This is a genomic window from Streptomyces incanus (assembly GCF_042656345.1).
Classification (GTDB): Bacteria; Actinomycetota; Actinomycetes; order Streptomycetales; family Streptomycetaceae; genus Streptomyces; species Streptomyces incanus.
On record NZ_JBHSPC010000012.1, the window covers coordinates 78768 to 99544 of the forward strand.

18 protein-coding genes and 2 tRNA genes are annotated in these 20777 nt (G+C 71.6%); 5 read left to right on the forward strand and 15 right to left on the reverse strand.

What is annotated here, in order from left to right:
- Positions 1–360 precede the first annotated feature (360 nt).
- Positions 361–1665: a ferric reductase-like transmembrane domain-containing protein gene (locus ACFP2V_RS03870; RefSeq protein ID WP_381205353.1), complete on the forward strand. Its 1305-nt coding sequence runs from the start codon at positions 361–363 to the stop codon at positions 1663–1665.
- Positions 1662–3272 carry an NADH-ubiquinone oxidoreductase-F iron-sulfur binding region domain-containing protein gene (locus ACFP2V_RS03875; RefSeq protein WP_381205356.1) on the forward strand — a complete coding sequence of 537 codons (1611 nt, stop codon included), beginning with the start codon at positions 1662–1664 and terminating at the stop codon, positions 3270–3272. The genes ACFP2V_RS03870 and ACFP2V_RS03875 overlap by 4 nt, the downstream gene beginning before the upstream one ends.
- A gap of 104 nt (positions 3273–3376) precedes the next feature.
- Here ACFP2V_RS03875 and ACFP2V_RS03880 read toward each other — a convergent pair.
- The 9 genes from ACFP2V_RS03880 to ACFP2V_RS03920 all read right to left on the reverse strand — a co-directional run bounded on the left by ACFP2V_RS03880 (position 3377) and on the right by ACFP2V_RS03920 (position 8489).
- Positions 3377–3449 (reverse strand) — tRNA-Ala (locus tag ACFP2V_RS03880).
- 133 nt (positions 3450–3582) lie between these two features.
- On the reverse strand, positions 3583–3816 hold the full coding sequence (locus ACFP2V_RS03885) for a hypothetical protein (protein WP_381205359.1): 234 nt from the start codon (positions 3814–3816) through the stop codon (positions 3583–3585).
- Positions 3817–3819: 3 nt separating this feature from the next.
- On the reverse strand, positions 3820–3993 hold the full coding sequence (locus ACFP2V_RS03890) for a hypothetical protein (RefSeq protein ID WP_381205362.1): 174 nt from the start codon (positions 3991–3993) through the stop codon (positions 3820–3822).
- Between the two features lie 209 nt (positions 3994–4202).
- Positions 4203–4275, reverse strand: a tRNA-Ala gene (locus ACFP2V_RS03895).
- Positions 4276–4379: 104 nt separating this feature from the next.
- Entirely contained in the window at positions 4380–5057 is a 678-nt protein-coding gene (locus ACFP2V_RS03900; RefSeq protein ID WP_381205365.1) for a histidine phosphatase family protein, read from the reverse strand.
- Complete coding sequence (rsfS, locus tag ACFP2V_RS03905; RefSeq protein WP_381205368.1) at positions 5048–5494, reverse strand: ribosome silencing factor; 447 nt, start codon at positions 5492–5494, stop codon at positions 5048–5050. The genes ACFP2V_RS03900 and rsfS overlap by 10 nt, the downstream gene beginning before the upstream one ends.
- 131 nt (positions 5495–5625) lie before the next feature.
- Complete coding sequence (locus ACFP2V_RS03910) at positions 5626–7461, reverse strand: LCP family protein (protein ID WP_381205372.1); 1836 nt, start codon at positions 7459–7461, stop codon at positions 5626–5628.
- Between the two features lie 16 nt (positions 7462–7477).
- The gene (nadD, locus tag ACFP2V_RS03915) at positions 7478–8242 is read right to left on the reverse strand and encodes a nicotinate-nucleotide adenylyltransferase (protein ID WP_381205376.1); all 765 of its coding nucleotides are present in this window, start codon (positions 8240–8242) and stop codon (positions 7478–7480) included.
- Positions 8243–8324: 82 nt separating this feature from the next.
- Complete coding sequence (locus ACFP2V_RS03920) at positions 8325–8489, reverse strand: hypothetical protein (RefSeq protein ID WP_095534281.1); 165 nt, start codon at positions 8487–8489, stop codon at positions 8325–8327.
- Positions 8490–8932: 443 nt separating this feature from the next.
- Here ACFP2V_RS03920 and ACFP2V_RS03925 point away from each other — a divergent pair, with 443 nt between their 5' ends.
- Positions 8933–10090, forward strand: coding sequence for a M48 family metallopeptidase (locus tag ACFP2V_RS03925; RefSeq protein WP_381205381.1), 1158 nt, complete (start codon positions 8933–8935; stop codon positions 10088–10090).
- A 10-nt stretch (positions 10091–10100) separates the two neighbouring features.
- Here ACFP2V_RS03925 and ACFP2V_RS03930 read toward each other — a convergent pair whose 3' ends face one another.
- From ACFP2V_RS03930 to proB, 5 genes are all read right to left on the reverse strand, one after another.
- Complete coding sequence (locus tag ACFP2V_RS03930) at positions 10101–11171, reverse strand: SCO2583 family membrane protein (RefSeq protein ID WP_381205384.1); 1071 nt, start codon at positions 11169–11171, stop codon at positions 10101–10103.
- Positions 11172–11339: 168 nt separating this feature from the next.
- Positions 11340–11933, reverse strand: a complete 594-nt coding sequence (locus ACFP2V_RS03935) for an SCO2584 family spore wall biosynthesis protein (RefSeq protein WP_461091437.1) — start codon at positions 11931–11933, stop codon at positions 11340–11342.
- Positions 11934–12008: 75 nt separating this feature from the next.
- A complete protein-coding gene (locus ACFP2V_RS03940; RefSeq protein WP_381205390.1) occupies positions 12009–13295 on the reverse strand; it encodes a glutamate-5-semialdehyde dehydrogenase in 1287 nt (428 codons plus the stop codon).
- Positions 13296–13643: 348 nt separating this feature from the next.
- Positions 13644–14111 (reverse strand): hypothetical protein, encoded by a 468-nt coding sequence (locus tag ACFP2V_RS03945; protein WP_381205393.1) that lies wholly within the window; start codon positions 14109–14111, stop codon positions 13644–13646.
- A 135-nt stretch (positions 14112–14246) separates the two neighbouring features.
- On the reverse strand, positions 14247–15353 hold the full coding sequence (gene proB / locus ACFP2V_RS03950) for a glutamate 5-kinase (RefSeq protein WP_381205584.1): 1107 nt from the start codon (positions 15351–15353) through the stop codon (positions 14247–14249).
- A gap of 222 nt (positions 15354–15575) precedes the next feature.
- Here proB and ACFP2V_RS03955 point away from each other — a divergent pair, with 222 nt between their 5' ends.
- Entirely contained in the window at positions 15576–17030 is a 1455-nt protein-coding gene (locus ACFP2V_RS03955; RefSeq protein WP_381205396.1) for a polysaccharide pyruvyl transferase family protein, read from the forward strand.
- 211 nt (positions 17031–17241) lie between these two features.
- Entirely contained in the window at positions 17242–19416 is a 2175-nt protein-coding gene (locus ACFP2V_RS03960; protein WP_381205399.1) for a hypothetical protein, read from the forward strand.
- On the opposite strand, the gene ACFP2V_RS03965 is transcribed toward ACFP2V_RS03960, so the two are convergent.
- Positions 19382–20611 carry a glycosyltransferase family 2 protein gene (locus ACFP2V_RS03965; protein WP_381205401.1) on the reverse strand — a complete coding sequence of 410 codons (1230 nt, stop codon included), beginning with the start codon at positions 20609–20611 and terminating at the stop codon, positions 19382–19384. The genes ACFP2V_RS03960 and ACFP2V_RS03965 overlap by 35 nt on opposite strands.
- Positions 20612–20777 lie beyond the last annotated feature (166 nt).

Genomic DNA, 20777 nt, shown 5'->3' on the forward strand with positions numbered 1-20777 from the left:
ACCAGCCCGCTCCCCCGAACCTCATCAGCCCGCTCCTCCGAACCCCAGGCGGCCGCCGGAAGCGCTCCCGCTCGACCTCCGTCCCTGAATCCCGGTCAAAAGTTACTTCGCGTAACGACCCCTAAGGGACATCACGGCAGCCGGATCGTCTTTTGACGACAGCACAACGGCTCAAACCTCGTACTCCCCGGTACAACGAGGTTTAGAGTGCGGCCCGGGACCGCTTCTCCCGAACGTTCGGAGTTCCCCCATGAACCCTCGTCCAGACAGCAGCCCACCGCCCGTTCAGGGCCGGTCGGCTGCCGGTCAGCCGTACCCGCATTTCGTCGTGCTTTCCGTCGTGACGTGGGGAGGTAGGGCGTGAGGCCGGACGACAGCACGGCGGACGACTGGTTCGCCGAGTTCCTCAACTTCGGCGTGGGCGTTCTGTCGCTCGTCTGTCTGAGCTGCTCGGTGATCTGGGGGCTGGTCGCCCAGGACCGGGTTCTGCTCGGTCCGCGCCAGCGCATCCTGGCGCAGGCGGTGCACCGGACGACCGCGGTCGCCTCGATCGCCTTCCTGCTGGTGCACATCGGCATCAAGCTGGTCCTGGACCACACCACGTGGATCGCCGCGGTGATTCCCTTCGGGCTGTTCCTCACGGACGACGAGGTGGTGGCCGGCAGGTCCTTCCTCATCGGCCTGGGCACCCTGGCCGGAATGCTGATGATCTTCGTCGGCATCACCGGCGTCCTGCGCAACCGCTTCGCCTCCCCGGCCCCCGTCGCGGCCCGCTGGCGCGCCCTGCACATGCTGGCCTACCCGGCCTGGTGCGCCGCGCTGGTCCACGGGCTCTACGCGGGTCGATCGGCGAAGCCGATCTTCCTGATCCTCTATGGCCTGTCCCTGCTCGGCGTCATGGCGGTCCTCGTCCTGCGCGCCTCCCCGGCGCGGGTCAAGCGCAAGGTCGCCGACCGGGTCACCACCCTGCTCGGCATCGCCGAGCAGCAGGGCCGCGACAAGCTGGACGAGAGCCGTGCTCGCGCCGCCGAGGCGTCGCTTCCCGGGTACGAGGGCGGCGGCAGACGGGACTCCCGGCCTCGTTCCGAACGCCCCGAACCGGCCGCCCGGCCGCTGTACGAGACCGCCGAACGTGTCGCACCGCCGGCCCCGGAGCCCGCGAACGGCTTCGCGGCCGCCTACCGCGCGGTCTCCACCCCGCCCCAGCCGCAGCAGCCCCTCTACACCGACCAGACCGCCCGCATGGAACTGCCCCTGGACATGCAGCCCACGCAGGCCGTTCCCACCATGGGCGGGCAGACGACGGACGGCCGGACGATGGGCGGGCAGCGCAGGGAGGCACCGCGCGTGGACGGCCCCTCCAGCACCTCGGGCAGCTGGCCCGTGCCGTCCCCGCCGCCGGTCGGCGAGGCCCCGCCGTCGGCCTACGACCCGCTCCAGGACACCGGATACAACATCCCGACCTACGACAATTCGGCCGCCTCCGGCTTCGTCTCGAGTGATGTGTACGACACCGGTGAGTCGAACGGCCTCTACAACGCGTACAACCCGAGTGACACGTACAACAGCGGTCCCGCCACTGATCCATCTCCCGGTGCGTCGTACGACTTCGACGCACCGGGATCGGGCGAACCTTGGAACACGCCTTCCGGAGGCTTTAAGTGAACGAGGCTCTGCCCGACGTACCCGAAGTCCGCGTCGTCGGACTTCCCCAGCTCACGTCGGGCTTCGACCTTGTCGACCGGCTCGATCTCCCCATGCACCTCAAGGTGCACGGGCCGCTCGAACCCCTGGGCGGCGAACAGCTCGCCCAGCTCGCTGAACGCATCAACCTCAGGGGACGCGGCGGCGCCGGCTTCCCCTTCCACAAGAAGCTGCGTTCGGTCGCCGAGACGGCGATCAAACGCGGCGTCCGGCCGGTCGTCGTCGTCAACGGCAGTGAGGACGAACCGGCCTGCCGCAAGGACACGGTGATGATCAACCGTGCCCCGCACCTCATCCTGGACGGCGCGCTGCTGTGCGCCGAGGCCATGGGCGCCCGCACGCTCGTGGTGGGGGTCACCCGGGAGTCCACCAAGCGCTCCATGGAGGCCGCGCTCGCCGAACGCGGCCTCAACAACGGGCGCCGGTCCGCGCTGCGCGCCCGCGTGCAGCTCAACCCGGTGCGTATGGTCACGGGCGCCGCGGCCTCGCTGATCCGCTCCATCGACGGTGGCCCGGCGGTCCCGCCGGGCCGCAAGGTCAGCGCCTCGAAGAACGGCGTGGGCGGCGCGCCCACCCTGCTCTCCAACGCCGAGACCTTCGCGCAGCTCGCCATCGCCGCCCGCATCGGCCCGGAGCGCTACTGCAACACCGGCCTGTACGACGAGCCGGGCACCGTCATGCTCACGGTCTCCGGGGCGGTCGCCCGTCCCATGGTGATCGAGGTCCCGACCGGCGTACCGCTGCGTTACGTCCTCCAGCTCGCCGGCGCGCCGCCGATGCCGCAGGGCGTGCTCACCGGCGGCTACCACGGCAAGTGGATCGACGCGGCGACCGTCAACGAGGCGATCGTCTCCCGCAACTCCCTGGACGCGGTGGGCGGCGCGCTCGGCGCGGGCGCGATCCTGCCGATCAGTCAGGACACCTGCCCGCTGGGCGAGTCCCTGATGGTGGCGAAATGGCTGGCCGAGGAGAGCGCGGGCCAGTGCGGCCCCTGCTACCTGGGTCTGCCGGCCGCCGCGCGCGGCCTGGAGGACATCCTCAACGGCGGCGGCCCGGCCGCCCTGGAGGCGGTCAAGCAGGTCGCCAAGAACGTGAAGCGGCGCGGCGCGTGTTCGCATCCGGACGGCTCCGCGATGTTCCTGGAGTCGACCGTCAAGGCGTTCACCGACGACATCGCCGCCCATGTCCTGGGCAACGGCTGCGGGCGCCCCGTGGAGGGCGTGCTACCGCTCTTCGAGGGCGGCAGGACCCCTACGGGCATCCCGGGCGGGGGCGGGGAGGAGAACGGCCCCAGCCGCCAGAAGATCTTCGTCGACTGGACGCTGTGCCGGGGCCACGGCCTGTGCGCGGACCTCCTCCCGGAGGTCTTCCAGCTCGGCGCGGACGGCTTCCCGACCGTCGCCCAGGCCCAGGTGCCGCGCCACGCGGAGGCCAAGGCGATGCGCGCGGTGCGCCGCTGTCCGGCGCTGGCCCTGCGCGTCGAGGAGGGCGGAGCGCAGGCCAAGGCGCCCTCACGCAATCTGCCGGTCCTCTCCCAGGGCCGCGGCCGGCGCGCGCTGGGCCGCTGACACGGGCCCGTGCGGGCCGCCCTCCGGGGCGGCCCGCACGGCCGCACATCCGACAACGCATAGAGGGCGGATCATCCGATCGGATGATCCGCCCTCTACTGCTGTGGAGCTAAGGAGAATTGAACTCCTGACCTCCTGCATGCCATGCAGGCGCTCTACCAACTGAGCTATAGCCCCAGGTCACATCCCGCCCGGTTGCCCCGGCGGCGACGCCAACTTTACACGGTCATCCGGGCCCAACACCACATCGATTCCGTTGCGTCCGGTTCTGCCCGCATTATCACCCGAACCGCAACACGCGGTCACGCGGTCACGCGGTCACGAACGAATAGAAGCGCTTGAGCGTGCAGTGCTCCTCGAGGAGCCGTCCGTAGATCGGTTCGCCTTCGAGCTCACGGTACGTCTCGATCGGGTCGCCTTTTATGATCAGCGCCTGCGCGCACTCCTCGCACCAGTACTGGTAGTCGGGATTGACCGGCTCCATGTCCCGGACGATCGGCGTCCCGCTGCCGCACCAGTCGCACCTTCGCCTGTGGGCACCCATCGCTCAGCTCCAGCTGTGGCCGCAGGCCGTACACACGTAGGAGACACCGCCGTTGTCACCGAGGACTCGGGCGATGTACGCGGAACCGCGGAAAGGGCGGAGGAGCCGGGTCGAGGTCCGTCGTGTCAACACCCCGCCGAAGAGGTGGTCGACCTCCCCGTGGATGCTCGCAGGCATCAACAACTCCCTCCCGTCGGGCCGCGCCCCCTTCCGGTCGTTTGATTCTGCCACGGCCGGACCAATACGGTCAGCGACGCCGGGGTACCGGTCGGGACACGGCTGGGCGCCTCGTAGAGGTATACGCCTGTCGGCACCTTCCCGCTCAACCAGGAACAACGAAAAAACCCGCCCTCGAACCGAGGACGGGATCTTCGTCATGTGATCTGTGGAGCTAAGGAGAATTGAACTCCTGACCTCCTGCATGCCATGCAGGCGCTCTACCAACTGAGCTATAGCCCCGAATGTTCTTCCCGCTCGGCGGGCGAACAAGAAGAACTTTAGCCTGCGACCTGCCGGAAAGTGAAATCCGGCCCCCGGGCCGCACCCGGACCCGAACCCGGGGGTCAGTCGTCGTCGCCGAGCACCGGTTCCGGCAGGGTGCCGGCGTTGTGCTCGAGCAGCCGCCAGCCGAGGGCGCCCTCGCCGAGGACGGACCAGCAGCAGTTGGTGAGCCCGCCGAGGCTCTCCCAGCTGCGCGGGTCAAGACCGATCAGCCGGCCGATGGTGGTGCGGATCGTGCCGCCGTGGCTGACCACCACGAGCGTGCCGTCGTCCGGGAGCTTGTCCGCGTGCCGGAGCACCACCGGAGCGGCGCGGTCGGCGACCTCGGTCTCCAGCTCGCCGCCGCCCCTGCGTACCGGCTCGCCGCGCTTCCAGGCGGTGTACTCGTCGCCGTACCTGGCGATGATCTCGTCGTGCGTCAGGCCCTGCCAGACGCCCGCGTAGGTCTCCCGCAGGGCCTCGTCGTGGACCGGCTGCAGGCCGGTGAGAGCGGTGAGTTCCGCGGCGGTGTCGGCGGCCCGCTTCAGATCGGAGGCGATGATCGCGTCGGGTTTGAGACCGGCGAGGAGGCGGGCGGCCCGGCGCGCCTGGGCGACGCCGGTCCCGGTCAGCTCCACGTCCGTACTGCCCTGGAAGCGGCGCTCCACGTTCCAGGCGGTCTGGCCGTGCCGCCACAGGATGACGCGACGGCCCCGGCTTTTGCCGGAACCGAACGCCTCACCGGCGGGGCTCACCGCCACTCACCACCCGACTCCGCGGCCTCCTCGGCCTCCTTCTGCCGAGCGTGCTCGGCGGCCTTGCCGCGGGTGGCCACGGCGTCCTCGGGCAGCTCCAGCTCGGGGCAGTCCTTCCACAGCCGCTCCAGGGCGTAGAAGACGCGCTCCTCGCTGTGCTGGACGTGGACGACGATGTCGACGTAGTCGAGCAGTACCCAGCGGGCCTCGCGGTCGCCCTCGCGGCGGACCGGCTTGGCGTCCAGCTCCTTGCTGAGCCGCTCCTCGATCTCGTCGACGATCGACTTGACCTGACGGTCGTTGGGCGCGGAGGCCAGCAGGAAGGCGTCGGTGATGGACAGCACGTCACTGACGTCGTAGGCGACGATGTCGTGCGCGAGCTTGTCGGCCGCGGCCTGGGCAGCGGCGGAGACGAGCTCGATGGAACGGTCGGTTGCGGTCACTACAAGGCTTTCGCTCGGCGGTCGTTTGCCTTCAAGGGTCTCACGGACCGCCGGGCGCGCCCCACGCGTTTCGGGGTGCGCCCGGCCGGGACGCCCCTGCGGGGCACCCGGCCGGGCGTATCGCGGTCCGGTCAGGTGCCCGGCTCGTAGTCCTGGCCCAGGACCACCGAGACCCTGGCGTTCCCGGAGACCTTGCCCTTGGTGACGGACTCGGCGGGCAGCCCCAGGGTCTTGGCGACCTCGGAGGCGTTCTCCTTGTCGGCGTCGTTCGCGTAGACGACCTCGGAGGCTGCCGCCGCGGTGGCGGTGCCGCCCTCCAGGAAGGTGAAGCCGCCGTTGAGGAGCACGACCCGGGCCTTCTCGGTGTTGTCCGCGACACCGGTGGCGTTGCGCACGAAGACGCTGACGGCGGCGTCCTTGTCGGGGCTCTTCGCGGTGCCGCCGAGCACCTCCTTGACCACGCTGTCGCCCGTCTCCGCGGTGAGCGTGCCGTCGTCCTGGACCGGCAGCAGCGCGGTGCTGTGGTCGCCGCCCTTGGCCAGGTCGGCGAGCCGGGCGAGGAAGGAGCCGAGGTCCTTGTCGGTCAGGGGCGGCTCGATGATCTGCCCCAGGGTCTGGATGGTGGTCGTCGCGGCGCCCGCGTCGGAGGTCATCTTCCGCAGCACCCCCTGCATGACCTGCCCGAACCGCTCCAACTGGGCATTCTGCGCCTCGCCGGAGGCGCGGTGGGTGGCGTAGGCGACGGCCATCTTCCCGGTGAGGGTCTGGCTCTTCCCCTTCTTGACCAGGGGTGCCCCGCCCTTCTTCTTCGCGTCCGGGGCGGGCACGTCGGCGTCGGTGTCGATGTCGATGTTGCCGACCAGGTCGACGAGGTTCTGCAGATAGGGCGTGTCCAGCCGCCAGGTGCCCTCGATGTCGGTGCCGAGGGCCGTGTCGAGGGCGCTCCGGGTACCGCCGGACCCGTCGTCCTCGACCGACTTGGCGAGCGTGGTGGTGGTGCCGTCCTCGGCGGCCAGGGCCAGGGAGTTGGGCAGCAGGACGGTGGCGCCCTGCTTGGTGGTGGTGTTGTCGACGAGCAGCGCGGTGGCGGTGCCGCCCTCCTTGGTGTCGTGCAGGTGGACGACGATGACGTCCCGCTTCTGGGCGCCCGAGGCCGTCGTGGTGCCCGTACCGGCGTCGGAGTCGGACAGGCCGGGGAGTTTCCCGGCGTACCAGAGGTAGCCGACGCCGCCGGCCACGACCAGGGCGAAGACCACGACCAGGGCGACGATCCGGCTGCGTGCGCGGCGCTTGGCCTCCTCGCGGCGCTCGGTGCGGTTCTCGGTGAACTGCAGCCAGTCGATGACGTCCTCGGAGTCGGCGTCCGGTTCCTCGACGAAGGCGAACTGCTCGGTGCGGTACTCCCGTTCGGGCGCCTCGGAGTCCGCGGCCGAGCGGTCGTCACGGCCGTCGGGGCCGTCGGGACCGGTTCCGCCGTCGGCCGGGCCGGGCTGCTGCGGGATGTGCGCGGTCTGCTCGGCGACCCGGGGCTGCTGCCCGGTGCCGCCCTGCGCGGTCTGCCCGTAGGAATCGCCGTAGGGGTCGTACGGAGCGGCCGTCCCGCCGCCCTGGGCGCCGGTGCCGTAGCCGCCCTGGGCCCCGTAGGGGTCGTAGGAGGGCGTCTGCGGCTGCTGCCCGGTGCCCGTCCCGGTCCCGTAGGGGTCGTAGGGCTGCGGGGGCTGCTGCGAGCCGCCGGTGGCGTACGGGTCGTAGCCGTAGCCGCCGTCGTAGCCCTGCCCGTGCTCCTGCCCGTACGGGTCCTGCTGCCCCTGCTGCCGGTACGGGTCGTACGGCTGCTGCGGGGCCTGCTGGGCCGGTGCCTGGGTACCGGCCTGGCGGTAGACGGGCCGGCCGTACTCGTCGTAGCCCACGAGCCCGTACGGGTCGTCCCCTCCGTCGCCGTATCCCGCGTCGTATCGGTCGTTCACCGGTGCCCCTCTCGGCTCACTCGCCGCGGTACAGCTCACGCTTTGCGATGTAGCGCACGACCCCGTCCGGCACCAGGTACCAGACGGGATCTCCCGTGGCGACTCTCGCACGGCAGTCCGTCGAGGAAATGGCCAGGGCGGGGACCTCGACGAGCGAGACGCCCCCCTCGGGCAGGCCCGCGTCGGTCAGATGATGGCCGGGCCTGGTGACGCCCACGAAGTGCGCGAGGGAGAACAGTTCCTCGCTGTCCCGCCAGGTGAGGATCTGCGCGAGGGCGTCGGCTCCGGTGATGAAGAACAGGTCCGTGTCGGGGTTGAGCGCCCGCAGGTCGCGCAGGGTGTCCACGGTGTAGGTGGGCCCGCCGCGGTCGATGTCGATCCGGCTCACCGAGAACTGCGGGTTCTCGACGGTCGCGACGACCGTCATCAGGTAGCGGTCCTCGGCCGCGGAGACCACCCGGTGGCTCTTCTGCCACGGCTGCCCGGTGGGGACGAAGACCACTTCGTCGAGGTGGAACCGCGCGGCGACCTCGCTGGCCGCCACCAGGTGCCCGTGGTGGATCGGGTCGAAGGTGCCGCCCATGACGCCGAGGCGGCGCTTGCCCGACCGCGGCGGCCCGCTGCCCGGGCCGCCGGCCCGGCGCGGCGCCGGACGGTGCTCGGCGCCGCTCGCCGGCTGCCCCACTGTGCCCTCGGTCCCCGCCCCGGTCGTGGCCGCGGCCCCGGCCGGTTCCCCGGCTGCGTCCTCCACCGGACCGGTAGGCATGTCCTGCTCTCCCATGCGTGCAGACCCTACCGGCCCTCCCTGAACGCTCCGGCCGCCAGGTGCGCCCTTTGGCCACGCCCGAACAGGCCCCGGGGGTCTACCGGTCGCGGTTGAAGCGGGTCGTGATCCACAGCAGGAGCAGCAAACCGGCCAGGACGCAGCCGCCGACCAGGTAGGGGTTGAGACTCTGGTGGTTGCCACTGTGCTCTCCGCCCTCGGCGGCGAGGGTGACCAACTGGGCAGCGGCGCTGTGGAAGCTCATCTTCGGCAGTACCTATCGCGTGTGGGCGGGATAAAGACGTCGGCTCATCGTATGCGGGCGCCTTCGCGCCGATCACTCCGACTCCGCCGTTGCGGGCCCCGGCCGCCTCTCCGGTGCCTTTCCGGTGCCTCCCCGGCCGTCCTTCCGCCGCTCTTCCCGTCGGTCTTCCCGAGCGGGTGGGGGCGACCGGAGCACGCAACCATCCCGCGGTCCTGATCGTCCTTCCCGGGGAGCCGGGCGGCTCGGGAACGGTGCTCCGCGCGCACTCCCGGCCGCGTTGCTCTTCCGCTCCACCGGTCTGCCGGTCCGCGCCTTCTCCACCTAGGCTGGGCTTCACCCCGGAGCGGTCGAGGGGCCGGACAGGGGACCGCCGAGGGACGGTACCGGGAACCACGAAGGTCACAACGGACCGCAAAGGTCACACAGACGCACATGGGGGACACATGTCCGACGGCCATCAGCACAACGGGCACGAGAAGGTGCCGAGCAGGCAGCGCAGGCGTTTCCCCGGAATCTCCTCGCGCGCGTACGAACACCCCGCCGACCGCTCCGCCCTGGTGGCGCTGCGCAAGCTGACCGGTTTCGACACGGTCTTCAAGGCCCTGAGCGGCCTGCTGCCCGAGCGCAGCCTGCGGCTGCTCTTCCTGTCCGACTCGGTGCGCGTCTCGGAACGGCAGTTCGCGCACCTCAACGGCATGCTGCGGGACGCCTGCTACATCCTGGACCTGGACAAGGTCCCGCCGATGTACGTGAACCAGGACCCGACGCCGAACGCGATGTGCATCGGCCTGGACGAGCCGATCATCGTGGTCACCACGGGTCTGGTCGAGCTGCTCGACGAGGAGGAGATGCGGGCCGTCGTCGGGCACGAGGTCGGGCACGCGCTGTCCGGGCACTCGGTGTACCGGACCATCCTGCTGTTCCTGACGTCCCTCGCGGTGCGGGTGGCCTGGATTCCGCTGGGCAGCGTCGCGATCATGGCGATCGTGACGGCGCTGCGCGAGTGGTTCCGCAAGTCGGAGCTGTCCGCGGACCGTGCGGGGCTGCTGGTGGGCCAGGATCTGCAGGCCTCGATGCGCGGCCTGATGAAGATCGCCGGTGGCAACCACCTGCACGAGATGAACGTCGACGCGTTCCTGGAGCAGGCCGAGGAGTACGACGCCGGGGGCGACCTGCGCGACTCCGTGCTGAAGATCCTCAACGTGCTGCCCCGCTCCCACCCGTTCACCACCGTCCGGGCCGCCGAGCTGAAGAAGTGGGCGGAGACCCGCGAGTACCAGCGGATCGTGGACGGCCACTACCCGCGACGCGACGAGGACAAGGACGCCTCGGTACGGGACTCCTGGCGCGACTCGGCGAGCAGTTACGCCGGTGACGTGAAGAACTCCAAGGATCCGCTGATGAAGCTGGTCAGCGACATCGCGGGCGGCGCCGGGGACCTGGGCGACCGGGTCCGCCGCGGCTTCGGCGGCTTCACGTCCTCGGGGCCGAGGCCCGCGCAGGGAGCGGACGGGCCCCAGGGGCCGAAGGGCCCGCAGGAGCCGGGTGCGTCGTCGGACCCGGACACCGGGGACGACCGGCCGCCGCGCGACGGCGCCTGAGGCACGGGCGTCACACCCTGGGCTGTGCCTCCGCCGCCAGCGTGCCGCACAGGGCCGGGGTGCCGCCCGTGGCGTACGGGTCGGTGCCGGCGGGGCCGCCCTTCCTGGCCGTGCCGCCCGCCAGCAGGGGGCGCAGATGGCCCGTGGAGTCCTCGGCGCAGGACAGCGGGCCGGCCTGGACGTAGGAGGCGACGACCTGCGCCTGGTGCAGGCGCAGGTCCTCGCGGTCGAAGCGGAAGTGCAGCTCGCGCCGGACGGTGAACAGCGACACCCGGGCTCCCGGGTCCGCGCCGGCCGGCCGCAGCGCGTACACCGAGGTGTGGTCCGCGGCGACCTCGAGGGTGCCGGAGTCGGCCTCGGACGCCTGCAGGGTGCCCTGGACGCGGATCCTGCGGTCGGCCAGCTCCGCGCGGGAGGGGTCGAAGCGGACGAGCCATCCGGTGGGCGCGTGCCGCCCGTCGGGGGCCGGCCGCGTGAAGCTCTGGTCGAACTGGTCCTGCTGGTCGACGCCGAGCAGGACGCGTACGGATCGGGTCTCCCCGCCGGTGAGCACATCGGGGTCGAGGGCGGACCGGACGATGTAGTCCTTCGCCGTGATCAGCGCCGTCACGACCTGCCCGTCCGAGAAGTGCGCGGTACGCCGGGTGGCCGGGAGCGGCACCCCCTCGGCCCCGATACGGAACTGTGCCGCCGGACTGTGGTCGTACAGTCGTTCGGGATCGGGGGTGCCGGGCACCTTGCCCTCGGGAGCGAGCGGAATCACGGTCATGCGCAGCGGCTCGGCGGCCGCCCCGGCGCCGGGCGCCCGGGAGGGATGGCGTACGCCCATGTAGATCGCGGTGCCGAAGGCCACGGCGATCAGCACCACGAGGGCCAGCACCTGCCGGGACAGGCCCCGGCGCCGGGGCGGCCGGCGGCGCACGGCGGGGGCGTGGTCGGTGATGCGCTCCTGGGCGGAGAACTCCTGGAGGCGGGCAGCCTGGACGAAGGTCTCGTCGAAGACGACGGACCGGTACTCGTCCTCGCCACCTCCGGGGGTGCCCTCGGGCGCCCCTCCGGGTGGGTCCGCAGGCCCTGCCATATCTTCAGAGTAGGTCGCGGGGAGCCCGTGTAAACGCCGTGGCGCACGCCAAGTTGTGACGGCTTCCCACCCGGGCCGGGGCTCCCTGGCGGGCCTGCTGCCGGATCTGCTCCCGGGCCCGTTGCCCGACCGGGTCGGCGGCCCCGCTGCCGACCCGCACGACGAGCCTCAGGGGCTGCTCGGGATCACCGGGACGTCCGGCTGGGAGTAGTCGGCGGAGGCCGACGGAGCCGCGCCGCCGCCCTGCTCCAGGCCGGTCGAGGCGGGCGGCGGCGCCGGGTCCTGCCGATTGTCGGCGGAGGACCCCCGGTAGACGGCCGAGAAGGCGAGCGCGACCATGCCCACGCCCATCACCAGGGCGAGCATCCAGGCGACCGAGCGGTGCCAGCGGACCTGCCTGCCGTACGGCACCGGGCAGCCGTAGCCGTCCTTCAGGGCGGCGGGGTCGTCATCCCCGTCGGCGAAGTCGTCGCCGTCGTCGTCCCGGCGACGGCGGTCGTACCGCCCGTAACCGTCGTACCCGTCGCCGTACCGGTCGCTCGTCGGACGGGTGCGGTGGGCCTCGGCCTCGGAGGCCTCGGCTCTGGCCTGGGCGGCGGCAAGGAGGCGTTCGACGGCGGTCGGTTCGTGAACCACGGCCGCGCCGATGAAAGCCTCGTCGAAGACCACGGGGTCGAACTCTTCGTCCGACACTCCGCGGTCATGGTCGTCGTCGGGCCCCCCGCCGTCAGGGAACGGCGTGCCCCCCACGTCCTCCGGCACGTCTCCAGAGTAGACCGAAGGGGTCAATTTGGGCAGACGGTACGGAAATTCGTCCGTCTGCCCCCGCGGTGTGGGTCAGCGGCGGACGTGTCCGTCGCCGGTCACGATGTACTTGGTACTGGTCAGCTCCGGCAGGCCCATCGGCCCCCGTGCGTGCAGCTTCTGCGTGGAGATGCCGATCTCCGCGCCGAAGCCGAACTGGCCTCCGTCGGTGAACCGGGTGGAGGCGTTGACGGCGACGGTGGTGGAGTCCACCAGCTGGGTGAACCGGCGGGCCGCCTGCTGCGAGGTGGTGACGATGGCCTCGGTGTGGCCGGAGGTCCACAGCCGGATGTGCTCCACGGCCCGGTCGAGCGAGTCGACGACGGCCGCGGCGATGTCGTGGGAGAGGTACTCGGTCTCCCAGTCCTCCGTGGTGGCCTCCACGACCGTCGCCGCGGAGTCCTTGGCGTACGCCATCACCCGCTCGTCGGCGTGCACGGTGATCCCGGCCCCGGCCAGGGCGTCCAGGGCACGCGGCAGGAAGGCCGGGGCGATGTCCTGGTGGACCAGGAGGGTCTCGGCGGCGTTGCAGACGCCGACCCGCTGGGCCTTGGAGTTGATCAGGATCTCCACGGCGGTGTCGAGATCGGCGTCGGCGTCGACGTAGACGTGGCAGTTGCCGGTGCCGGTCTCGATGACCGGGACGATCGACTCCTGGACGACCGTGTTGATCAGGGCGGCACCGCCGCGCGGGATGAGGACGTCGACCAGGCCGCGGGCGCGCATCAATTCGCGCACGCTCTCCCGGCTCTCGCCGGGCACCAGCTGCACGGCGTCGGCGGGCAGCCCGGCGCCGCCCACGGCATCGCGCACCACCCGGACCAGCGCGGTGTTCGACCGGTACGCGGAGGACGAGCCGCGCAGCAGGACCGCGTTGCCGGACTTCAGGCACAGGGCGGCGGCGTCGACCGTGACGTTGGGGCGGCCCTCGTAGATGATCCCGACGACGCCGAGCGGTACCCGGACCTGCCGCAGGTCGATGCCGTTGGGCAAAGTGGAGCCGCGGACGACCTCGCCGACCGGGTCGGGCAGCGCGGCCACGTCCCGCACGTCGGAGGCGATCGCGCGCACCCGCTCCGGGGTGAGGGTGAGCCGGTCGATCATGCCCTCGCTGATGCCCGCCTCGCGTGCCTTGGCGACGTCCTGGGCGTTGGCTTCGACGATCTCGCTCGCCCGGACCTCCAGCGCGTCCGCGACGGCGAGCAGCGCGTCGTCCTTCGCCGCGCGTGGCAGCGGCGCGAGGGTGGCGGCGGCCCCCTTGGCCCGGTAAGCGGCCTGGTTGACCGGGGACATCGAGTCATACGGCGAAAGCGTGGTCATGGAGGAAGGGTAGTGCGGCCGGGGAAACCGACCACCGGTATCCCGAACCCCGAGACACCGGGGGCGTGGTTGCGGGCCGTGGTCGCTGTCGGTGGTTGCGGGCGGCAGCCGTCGGACTAGAACGGATGTACCCCCACCGGCGTCGCCGGCGCGGGACCGTAGCCCGCGGCGATGCGCCGGTGACAGGGGACCCGGTCGATGACCTCCAGGCCGGGGCCCCCTTTGCGCCCGATCCGGCGCCGCTCCCGCGTATGTGGTGGCGCGCCGTAGGGGTCGCTCAACGGGTGGTTGCGGTGCGTGGTCGCGGGCCGTGGTCGCTGTCGGTGGTTGCGGGCGGCAGCCGTCGGACTAGAACGGATGTACCCCCACCGGCGTCGCCGGCGCAGGGCCGTAGCCCGCGGCGATGCGCTGGTGGTAGGTGGCCCGGTCGATGACCTCCAGGCCGACGATCTCCCAGGGCGGCAGTCCCGCGGTCTGCCGGTGCTCGCCCCACAGCCGCAGCGCCACGGCGGCGGCGTCGTGCAGGTCGCGGGCCTCCTCCCAGTAGCGGATCTCCGCGTGGTCGTCGGCGTACCGGCTGGTCAGCAGGAAGGGGTGGTCGTGGGCGAGCTGTTTCAGTGCGCGGCGGACCTCGGCGATCGGGGCCCGGCTGCCGGAGACGCTGAGGGTGACGTGCCACAGGCGCGGGAGGTCCCGGGACCCGCCGCTCTGGAACCGGTCGCCCGCCGCGACGCTGGTCAGGGCGCGTTCCTCGCCTGCCGTGCGGGAGCCGGCACCACCGCGGGACGTCGTCGTCCCAGGGCGCACTCGTCTCACGACGGCCTCCTTCACGCACAGGCCGGCCCTGGGGCCGGGCAGATGTGTTCCCTGGGACAAAGTTGAGCAGGCCGCCGGGCGTCGTGGGGCGGTTTTGCGGAACGTCCACCACGGGGGGCGCGCGATCCGGCACATTTACGGATGCAGGACCACCAGATCGTCCCTGTGTACGACCTCGCGTTCGTACTCGGGGCCGAGATCGCGGGCGAGGTCGTGGGTGGAGCGGCCGATCAGCCGGGGGATCTCCCTGGCGTCGAAGTTGACCAGACCGCGGGCCACCGGCCGCCCCTCGCGGTCCCGCAGTTCGACCGGGTCGCCCGCGCTGAACTCGCCCTCCACGCCCGCGATCCCGGCCGGCAGCAGCGACTTGCGGCGCTCGACGACCGCGCGCACCGCGCCGTCGTCGAGGGTGAGCGAGCCCTGGGGGGTGGACGCGTGCTGGAGCCACAGCAGCCGGTCGGCGGAGCGCCGGCCGGTGGGGTGGAAGTAGGTGCCGGTGTCCGCGCCGGCGAGGGCGTCACCCGCGTGGACGGTGCTGGTCAGCACGACCGGGACGCCCGCGGCGGCGGCGATCCCGGCGGCCTCGACCTTGGTGACCATGCCGCCGGTGCCGACGCCGGCCTTCCCGGCGCTGCCGATCTCGACGTGGGCGAGGTCCTTCGGGCCCCGCACCAGCGAGATCCGCGAGGTGCCGGGCCGGGCGGGGTCGCCGTCGTACACGCCGTCCACGTCGGACAGCAGGACCAGCAGGTCGGCGTGGACCAGGTGGGCGACGAGGGCGGCGAGGCGGTCGTTGTCGCCGAAGCGGATCTCGTCGGTGGCGACGGTGTCGTTCTCGTTGACGACCGGGAAGGCGCCCATCGCCAGCAGCTTGTCGAGGGTGCGGGAGGCGTTGCGGTGGTGGGCGCGGCGGCTCATGTCGTCGGAGGTGAGCAGTACTTGGCCGACGCGGACGCCGTAGCGGGCGAAGGATGCGGTGTAACGGGCCATCAGCAGCCCCTGGCCGACGCTGGCGGCGGCCTGCTGGCGGGCGAGGTCGCGCGGTCGCCGGGCGAGGCCCAGGGGGGCGAGTCCGGCGGCGATGGCACCGGAGGAGACGAGGACGAGTTCGCGCTCTCCCCCACTGCGGACCTTCGCGAGCACGTCGACGAGTGCGTCGACCCGGTCGGCGTCCAGGCCGCCCGCCGCGGTCGTCAGCGACGAGGATCCGACCTTGACGACGATCCTGCGGGCCTCGCTCACGGCCTGCCTTGCCCCTGCCACCTGCTGCTCCGTCCCCTCGTGCCGACCGCGGGGCCGGCCTGGGCGCCCCACCGGCAATCTACGCGAAGCGGGGTGGGGAGCGCCTGCCCGTCCAGCCTCCGGACGCCGTCGCGTAACCGCGCCCTCACGGAACGCTGATGTGAAAAAGGCCGCCTTGGTTGCCTATGGAAATCAAAGCTTCCGGAAACATAGTGTGAACGGGTGTCACCCAACGCTTCTCCCACCCAGCGCATCCTCCTCCGATCGGGGAAGAGTCCCTACGACGTCGTTCCGGTCGAGGAAGCCCTCCACCGCGATGTGTTCGCCAGCAACGCGGGCAACCTGATCTTCAGCGACGCCACGCACAAGATCCTCGAGACACCGCACACCACGGTGGTGTCCAACGGCATCCGGGCCGATGGGACGCCCGCGGGACGCATCAACGAGGAGTACGACGCCTTCGTCGTGCCGCTCGCCAACGCCTTCCGGCCGTCGTTCGAGGCGAGTCTGCGGCGGCTGACGCGGCTGATCAGCCAGTTGAAGATCCCGGTGGTCGTCGTCGGCATCGGCGCGCAGGCGGGTCTCGACTACAACCCGGCCCGGCTGAAGCCGATGGAGCCGGCGGTGCGCGAGTTCGTCTCCGCCGTGCTGGACCGCAGCGCCTCGATCGGCGTGCGCGGCGAGTTCACCGAGAAGTACCTGAACGGCCTCGGGTTCAAGGACGTCGACGTCATCGGCTGCCCCTCGCTGTTCATGTACGGCAAGGAACTCGTCGTGCAGAAGCGGACGCAGGAGCTGACCGCCGACTCCCGCATCGCGATCAACGGTTCGCACAACGCGGTCCGCAGCCAGGGCCTGGGCCGGGTCATCACCCGTACCCACGCCCGCTACCCGAACCTGCGGTTCATAGGCCAGAACCTCAGTGACGCACGGCAGTTGCACTGGCGTGACCTGTCCGACCCGAACGGGAAGATCACCGGGATGCCCACGCACCCCGACCACCCGATGTACCGGGAGGGCAAGGTCCGCGTCTACATCGACCCGGCGACCTGGATCGACGACCTGCGGGACTTCGACTTCTCCTTCGGTTCCCGCATCCACGGCAACATCGCGGCGCTGCTGGCCGGTACGCCCGCGAACGTACTGTGCTCGGACTCGCGCACGCTGGAGCTGTGCCGCTACTTCGAGATCCCGCACCACACCCTCGACCGACTGCCCGAGGAGATCGACCCGGCGCGGCTGTACGAGGAGACCGACCTCGGCGCGCTCACCGGCAATCACCACGAGCGGTTCGAGCGGTTCACCTCGTTCCTCGACCGCAACGGGCTGGACAACACGTTCACGCACGGCGACGGAGGCGCGGCGTACGAGAAGCGGCTGCGCTCGTTGGACCTCCCCGGCGGTGTCCGGCCGTGGCTCGAGACCGACCCGGCCTCGCTCATCGCGCGCTTCGGCTGGCTGCACACCCGGGTCGGTGAACTGGCCGCGGACAACGCCAAGCTGAAGAAGGAACTGGCCGGCGTCAAGGCGGAAGCCAAGACCGCGGCCAAGACGGAGGCCAAGACCGTCGCTGGGAAGACCACCGTGCTCGCCCCCGCGTCCCGCTCGGTGTACCGCAAGGCCCGCCGGGTCGTGGGCCGCCCCCTGCGACGGGCCCTCAAGGGAGGGCGCGGCTAGGACGGTCTGGCCCTCGGGACCTCTCCGGGGCCCAGCAGTCACCGGTCACTCCACACGCTGCGGACACGCGCGTGTCGTCCGGACGTCGGTACGCGTTAACCCGGGCGTCCGTCTCCGCGACGAACCCTGGAGTGACCGCGTGCCCCTTCCCCTGTCCCGAACCGGTCGGCCGCCCCGGTCCGGTCGGCTGTCCCGATCCCGTCGTCGGCTCATGGCGAGCGTCGGCCGACGACGGGCCTCGCCCCGCCCGTCCGGCCGTCCGCTCCTCGCCAAAGGGCTGACGGCGGCCGTCCTGGCCGGCGCCTTCGTGGCGCAGGCCGCCGGGGCCCTGCTCCCGAACGTCCCGCTGCTGCTCGCCGCGACCGCCGTGTCCCTGGCGGTCGAGGGCGTGCTGTTCCGGTGGCAGCCCGACATGCTGCCGCTGCTGGCCAAGTCGCACGCGGACATCACCGTCCGCCATGTACTGCGCGATCTGCTCCTGGTGGTGGGCCTGCTGCGGCTCGGAGAGCACGACCGGGAAGCGCAGTTCGCGTGGCCGGTCGCCGGTCTGCTCGTCTTCTACGCGCTGCACTGCGCGATCCAGGCGGTGTCCGTGCTGGTCCGCCGCACCCGCACGCTGCCGGTGCTGACCCGGAACGTCGACGCCTCGGCGCTGCGCCTGTCCACCGCCCCGGCCGCGCTGCTGCGCCACCCCGGCCCTCGGCTGCTGCTCCTGGGTCTGCCCACGACCGCCGGCCTGGTCACGGCGGCGGTGACCCGGGAACCCCTGCCCGCGGCGGCCGGGACCGCGGTGTCGGGGGTGCTCGCGGCGGCGGGCCTGGGCGCGCTGCTGGTGCGGCTGCTGCCCTCCCGTCGTCCGGCGGGCGAGCAGGAGGTGCTCGACTGGTTCGACGCCTGGCTGGCCGACTACCGGCCCACGGTCGGCCTGTACTTCTCCGGCGGGGTGTCCTCCGTCTACCAGGCCGACATGTGGCTGGAGACGATGAGCAGGCTCGACGGGCGGCCCGTCGTCATCCTGCGCGAGCGGTTCATGGTGGCCAGGATCGCGCCGACCGACATCCCCGTCGTGTGCCTGCCCAAGGTGTCCACGCTGATGCGGCTCGAGCACTCCACGCTGCGGGTGCTCATCCACCCGTCGAACTCCGGCAAGACCTCGCAGGTGCTGCGCATCCCCACGATCAAACACGCCTTCGTCAACCACGGAGAGAGCGACAAGCTGTCGTCCTGCAACCCGTACGCGAAGGCCTACGACGAGGTGTGGGTGGCCGGTCCCGAGGCGCGTGAACGGTACGCGCGGGCCGCGGTCGGTATCGAGGACAAGGACGTGGTGGAGATCGGCCGTCCCCAACTGGACGCCGTACGGCCCCGGTCGGGTCCACCGGCCGCCGACGCCCGGACCACCGTGCTGTACGCGCCGACCTGGGAGGGCTGGGACGGCAATCCGGGCAACACCTCGGTGGTCGAGGCCGGGGAGAACCTCGTACGGGCGCTGCTCGCGGACCCGGGTGTGCGGCTGCTGTACAAGCCGCACCCGCTGACCGGCTCGGTGGAGCCCGCGGCGGGCGCCGCCGACCGGCGCATCCGGGAGCTGATCCGGGCGGCGAACCGGGAACGGCCCGCGACACCCGCGGAACCCGCGCGATCCGTCTCGGAGCTGGACCGGCTCACGGCGGAGCTGGACCGGCTCACGGCGGAGCTGGACCGGCTCACGGCGGCCGGGGTCCGGGAGGGCGCCGACCAGGTGGAGCGGATGCTGGCCCAGTCCGCCCCGCCGCCCGGTCGGGCCGAGGCGGTGGCGAAGGCCACGGCGGCCTGGGAGGAGGCGTACTGGGCGACCCTGCCCCAGGACGAGCACCAGGTCGTCACGGGCGTACGGCCCGCCCTGTACGCCTGTTTCAACATCGCCGACCTGCTGATCAGCGATGTGTCCAGCGTCATCAGCGACTTCCTGGCCAGCGGCAAGCCGTACGCGGTGGCGAACACCAGCGGGCTGTCCGAGGACGCCTTCCGCGCCGCGTTCCCGACGGTGGCGGCGGCGACCGTGCTGACCCCGGACGCGAGCGGGGTGCCGGCGCTGCTGGATGCGGTACGGCACCCGGAGAAGGACGAACTGGCAGACACTCGAGCGGAGTTGAAGCTGCGCCTATTGGGTCCCGACGAGCCGACGTCTCAGGAGCGCTGCAACACGGCCCTGCGCGACCTGTCCACGACGGCCCTGAACCACAGGGCGCGCGGCGAACAGCCCGAGGCACGGCAGCCGCGACCTCAGCGGCTCGCGGAGGACTTCCTGCCCGGTCCGCGCCGCGCATCCGGCGCCGGCACGGAAGCCGACGCCGAGGTGTCGAGCTCCGTCACGCCGCCGTCGCGGTCGGCGCCTCCGGTGTGACCTTCTCTGCGGGGGCCAGCAGGCGGCGGGCCCTGCGGGCGGCACGGCGCAGGACGGTGATCGTGCCGCCCTCGCGGTAGCCGGGGAAGGCGCGGGCCTCGCGGGGCCCGGCGAGGTAGACGGAGTCGGGGATTCCCGCCGTCCGGTCACGGAAGTGCGGGTACACGAGGTAGACGCGTCGGCCCCGCCGCTCCAGCAGGGCCGGCGCCTGCTTCTTCGACGCCGTGAACTTCACCGCCTCGGTGAGGAGTTCGAGCTGCCGTTCGGCCACCAGGTGCAGCCGCAGCCGTTCCTCGACCTTCAGGTGCCGGGCGACGCCCTCGGTCCAGTGGGCTTCCATCAGCGGCTTCGCCAGCTCCAGTTTGCGCCGCCGCACCCGGTCGCCGTCCTTGAGGAACCTGGGGCCGAACTGCGGGAGCAGGGTGACGGTGAAGGGCCGCACCATCAGCCGGTCACGCTGAGGGCCCTCGGGGACGAGGTCGGCGATCAGGTTCGCCAGGAGGCGGGCGGAGTCGAACCGCAGGGCGTAACTCCCGCTCTTGGTCACGTGCTTGCCGTCGTCGCGGCCCACCAGGTAGTAGCAGGTGTGGTCGGCGACCACGGAGACGCCGTTCGCCCTGAGATACGCCTCCATGGTGAACAGCGCGTCCTCACCGGTGTAGAGCGACTCGTCGAACCGTAAGCGGTGCCGTTCCAGCAGGGAGCGGCGGAACAGTTTCTGCGCGCTGAGCGTGAACATGATGTTGGAGGAGTGCACGTCGGTGCGTTCCACCGTGCGGCCCCACATCGACTTCGGGGCACCGCGGTTGACGCCCTCGACCCGGCCCAGGACGACATCGGTGCCGGCCCGGTCCGCCATGGCGACCATCCGCTCGAGGGCCTCGGGGCCCAGCCGGTCGTCGGCGTCGAGGAAGAAGACGTACCGCCCGCGGGCCTTGTCCAGGCCGACGTTGCGCGGGCCGCTGGGGCCGCCCGAGTTCGCCTGCCGGATCACGGTGACGCGCGTGGGCGCACGGTCTGCGAACTCCTCCAGACACTCCCCCGTGCCGTCCGTCGAGCCGTCGTCGACGGCGACGACCTCGACGCGCTCCGGTTCGATGGTCTGCGCCTCCACGGAGGCGAGGCACTCGACCAGGTACGGCATCGCTTCGTACGCCCCGATGACCACGGTGACGTCAGGCTGCGCCACGGTCACGTTTCCCCCTTGTTGCAGGACATTTCCCTTTGTATCGCCTCATTCGCTACCCGTTAGACGGGTTTTCGAGGTGGAAGGTTGCTTCGAACCATCACTCAAGTGGCCTACACCACAAAGGTGTTGGGGAATCGGCCAACGTCGCCGACCTCACAGGGCTCGGCCCCCG

Bases quoted from the DNA above. Each gene is read 5' to 3' on its own strand.
- ACFP2V_RS03885 (WP_381205359.1), bottom strand. From the start codon at position 3,816: ATGGGTGCCCACAGGCGAAGGTGCGACTGGTGCGGCAGCGGGACGCCG.
- ACFP2V_RS03960 (WP_381205399.1), top strand. From the start codon at position 17,242: ATGGCGAGCGTCGGCCGACGACGGGCCTCGCCCCGCCCGTCCGGCCGT.
- nadD (WP_381205376.1), bottom strand. From the start codon at position 8,242: ATGGGAGAGCAGGACATGCCTACCGGTCCGGTGGAGGACGCAGCCGGG.
- ACFP2V_RS03890 (WP_381205362.1), bottom strand. From the start codon at position 3,993: ATGCCTGCGAGCATCCACGGGGAGGTCGACCACCTCTTCGGCGGGGTG.
- ACFP2V_RS03920 (WP_095534281.1), bottom strand. From the start codon at position 8,489: ATGAGCTTCCACAGCGCCGCTGCCCAGTTGGTCACCCTCGCCGCCGAG.
- ACFP2V_RS03940 (WP_381205390.1), bottom strand. From the start codon at position 13,295: ATGACCACGCTTTCGCCGTATGACTCGATGTCCCCGGTCAACCAGGCC.
- ACFP2V_RS03925 (WP_381205381.1), top strand. From the start codon at position 8,933: ATGTCCGACGGCCATCAGCACAACGGGCACGAGAAGGTGCCGAGCAGG.
- ACFP2V_RS03930 (WP_381205384.1), bottom strand. From the start codon at position 11,171: ATGGCAGGGCCTGCGGACCCACCCGGAGGGGCGCCCGAGGGCACCCCC.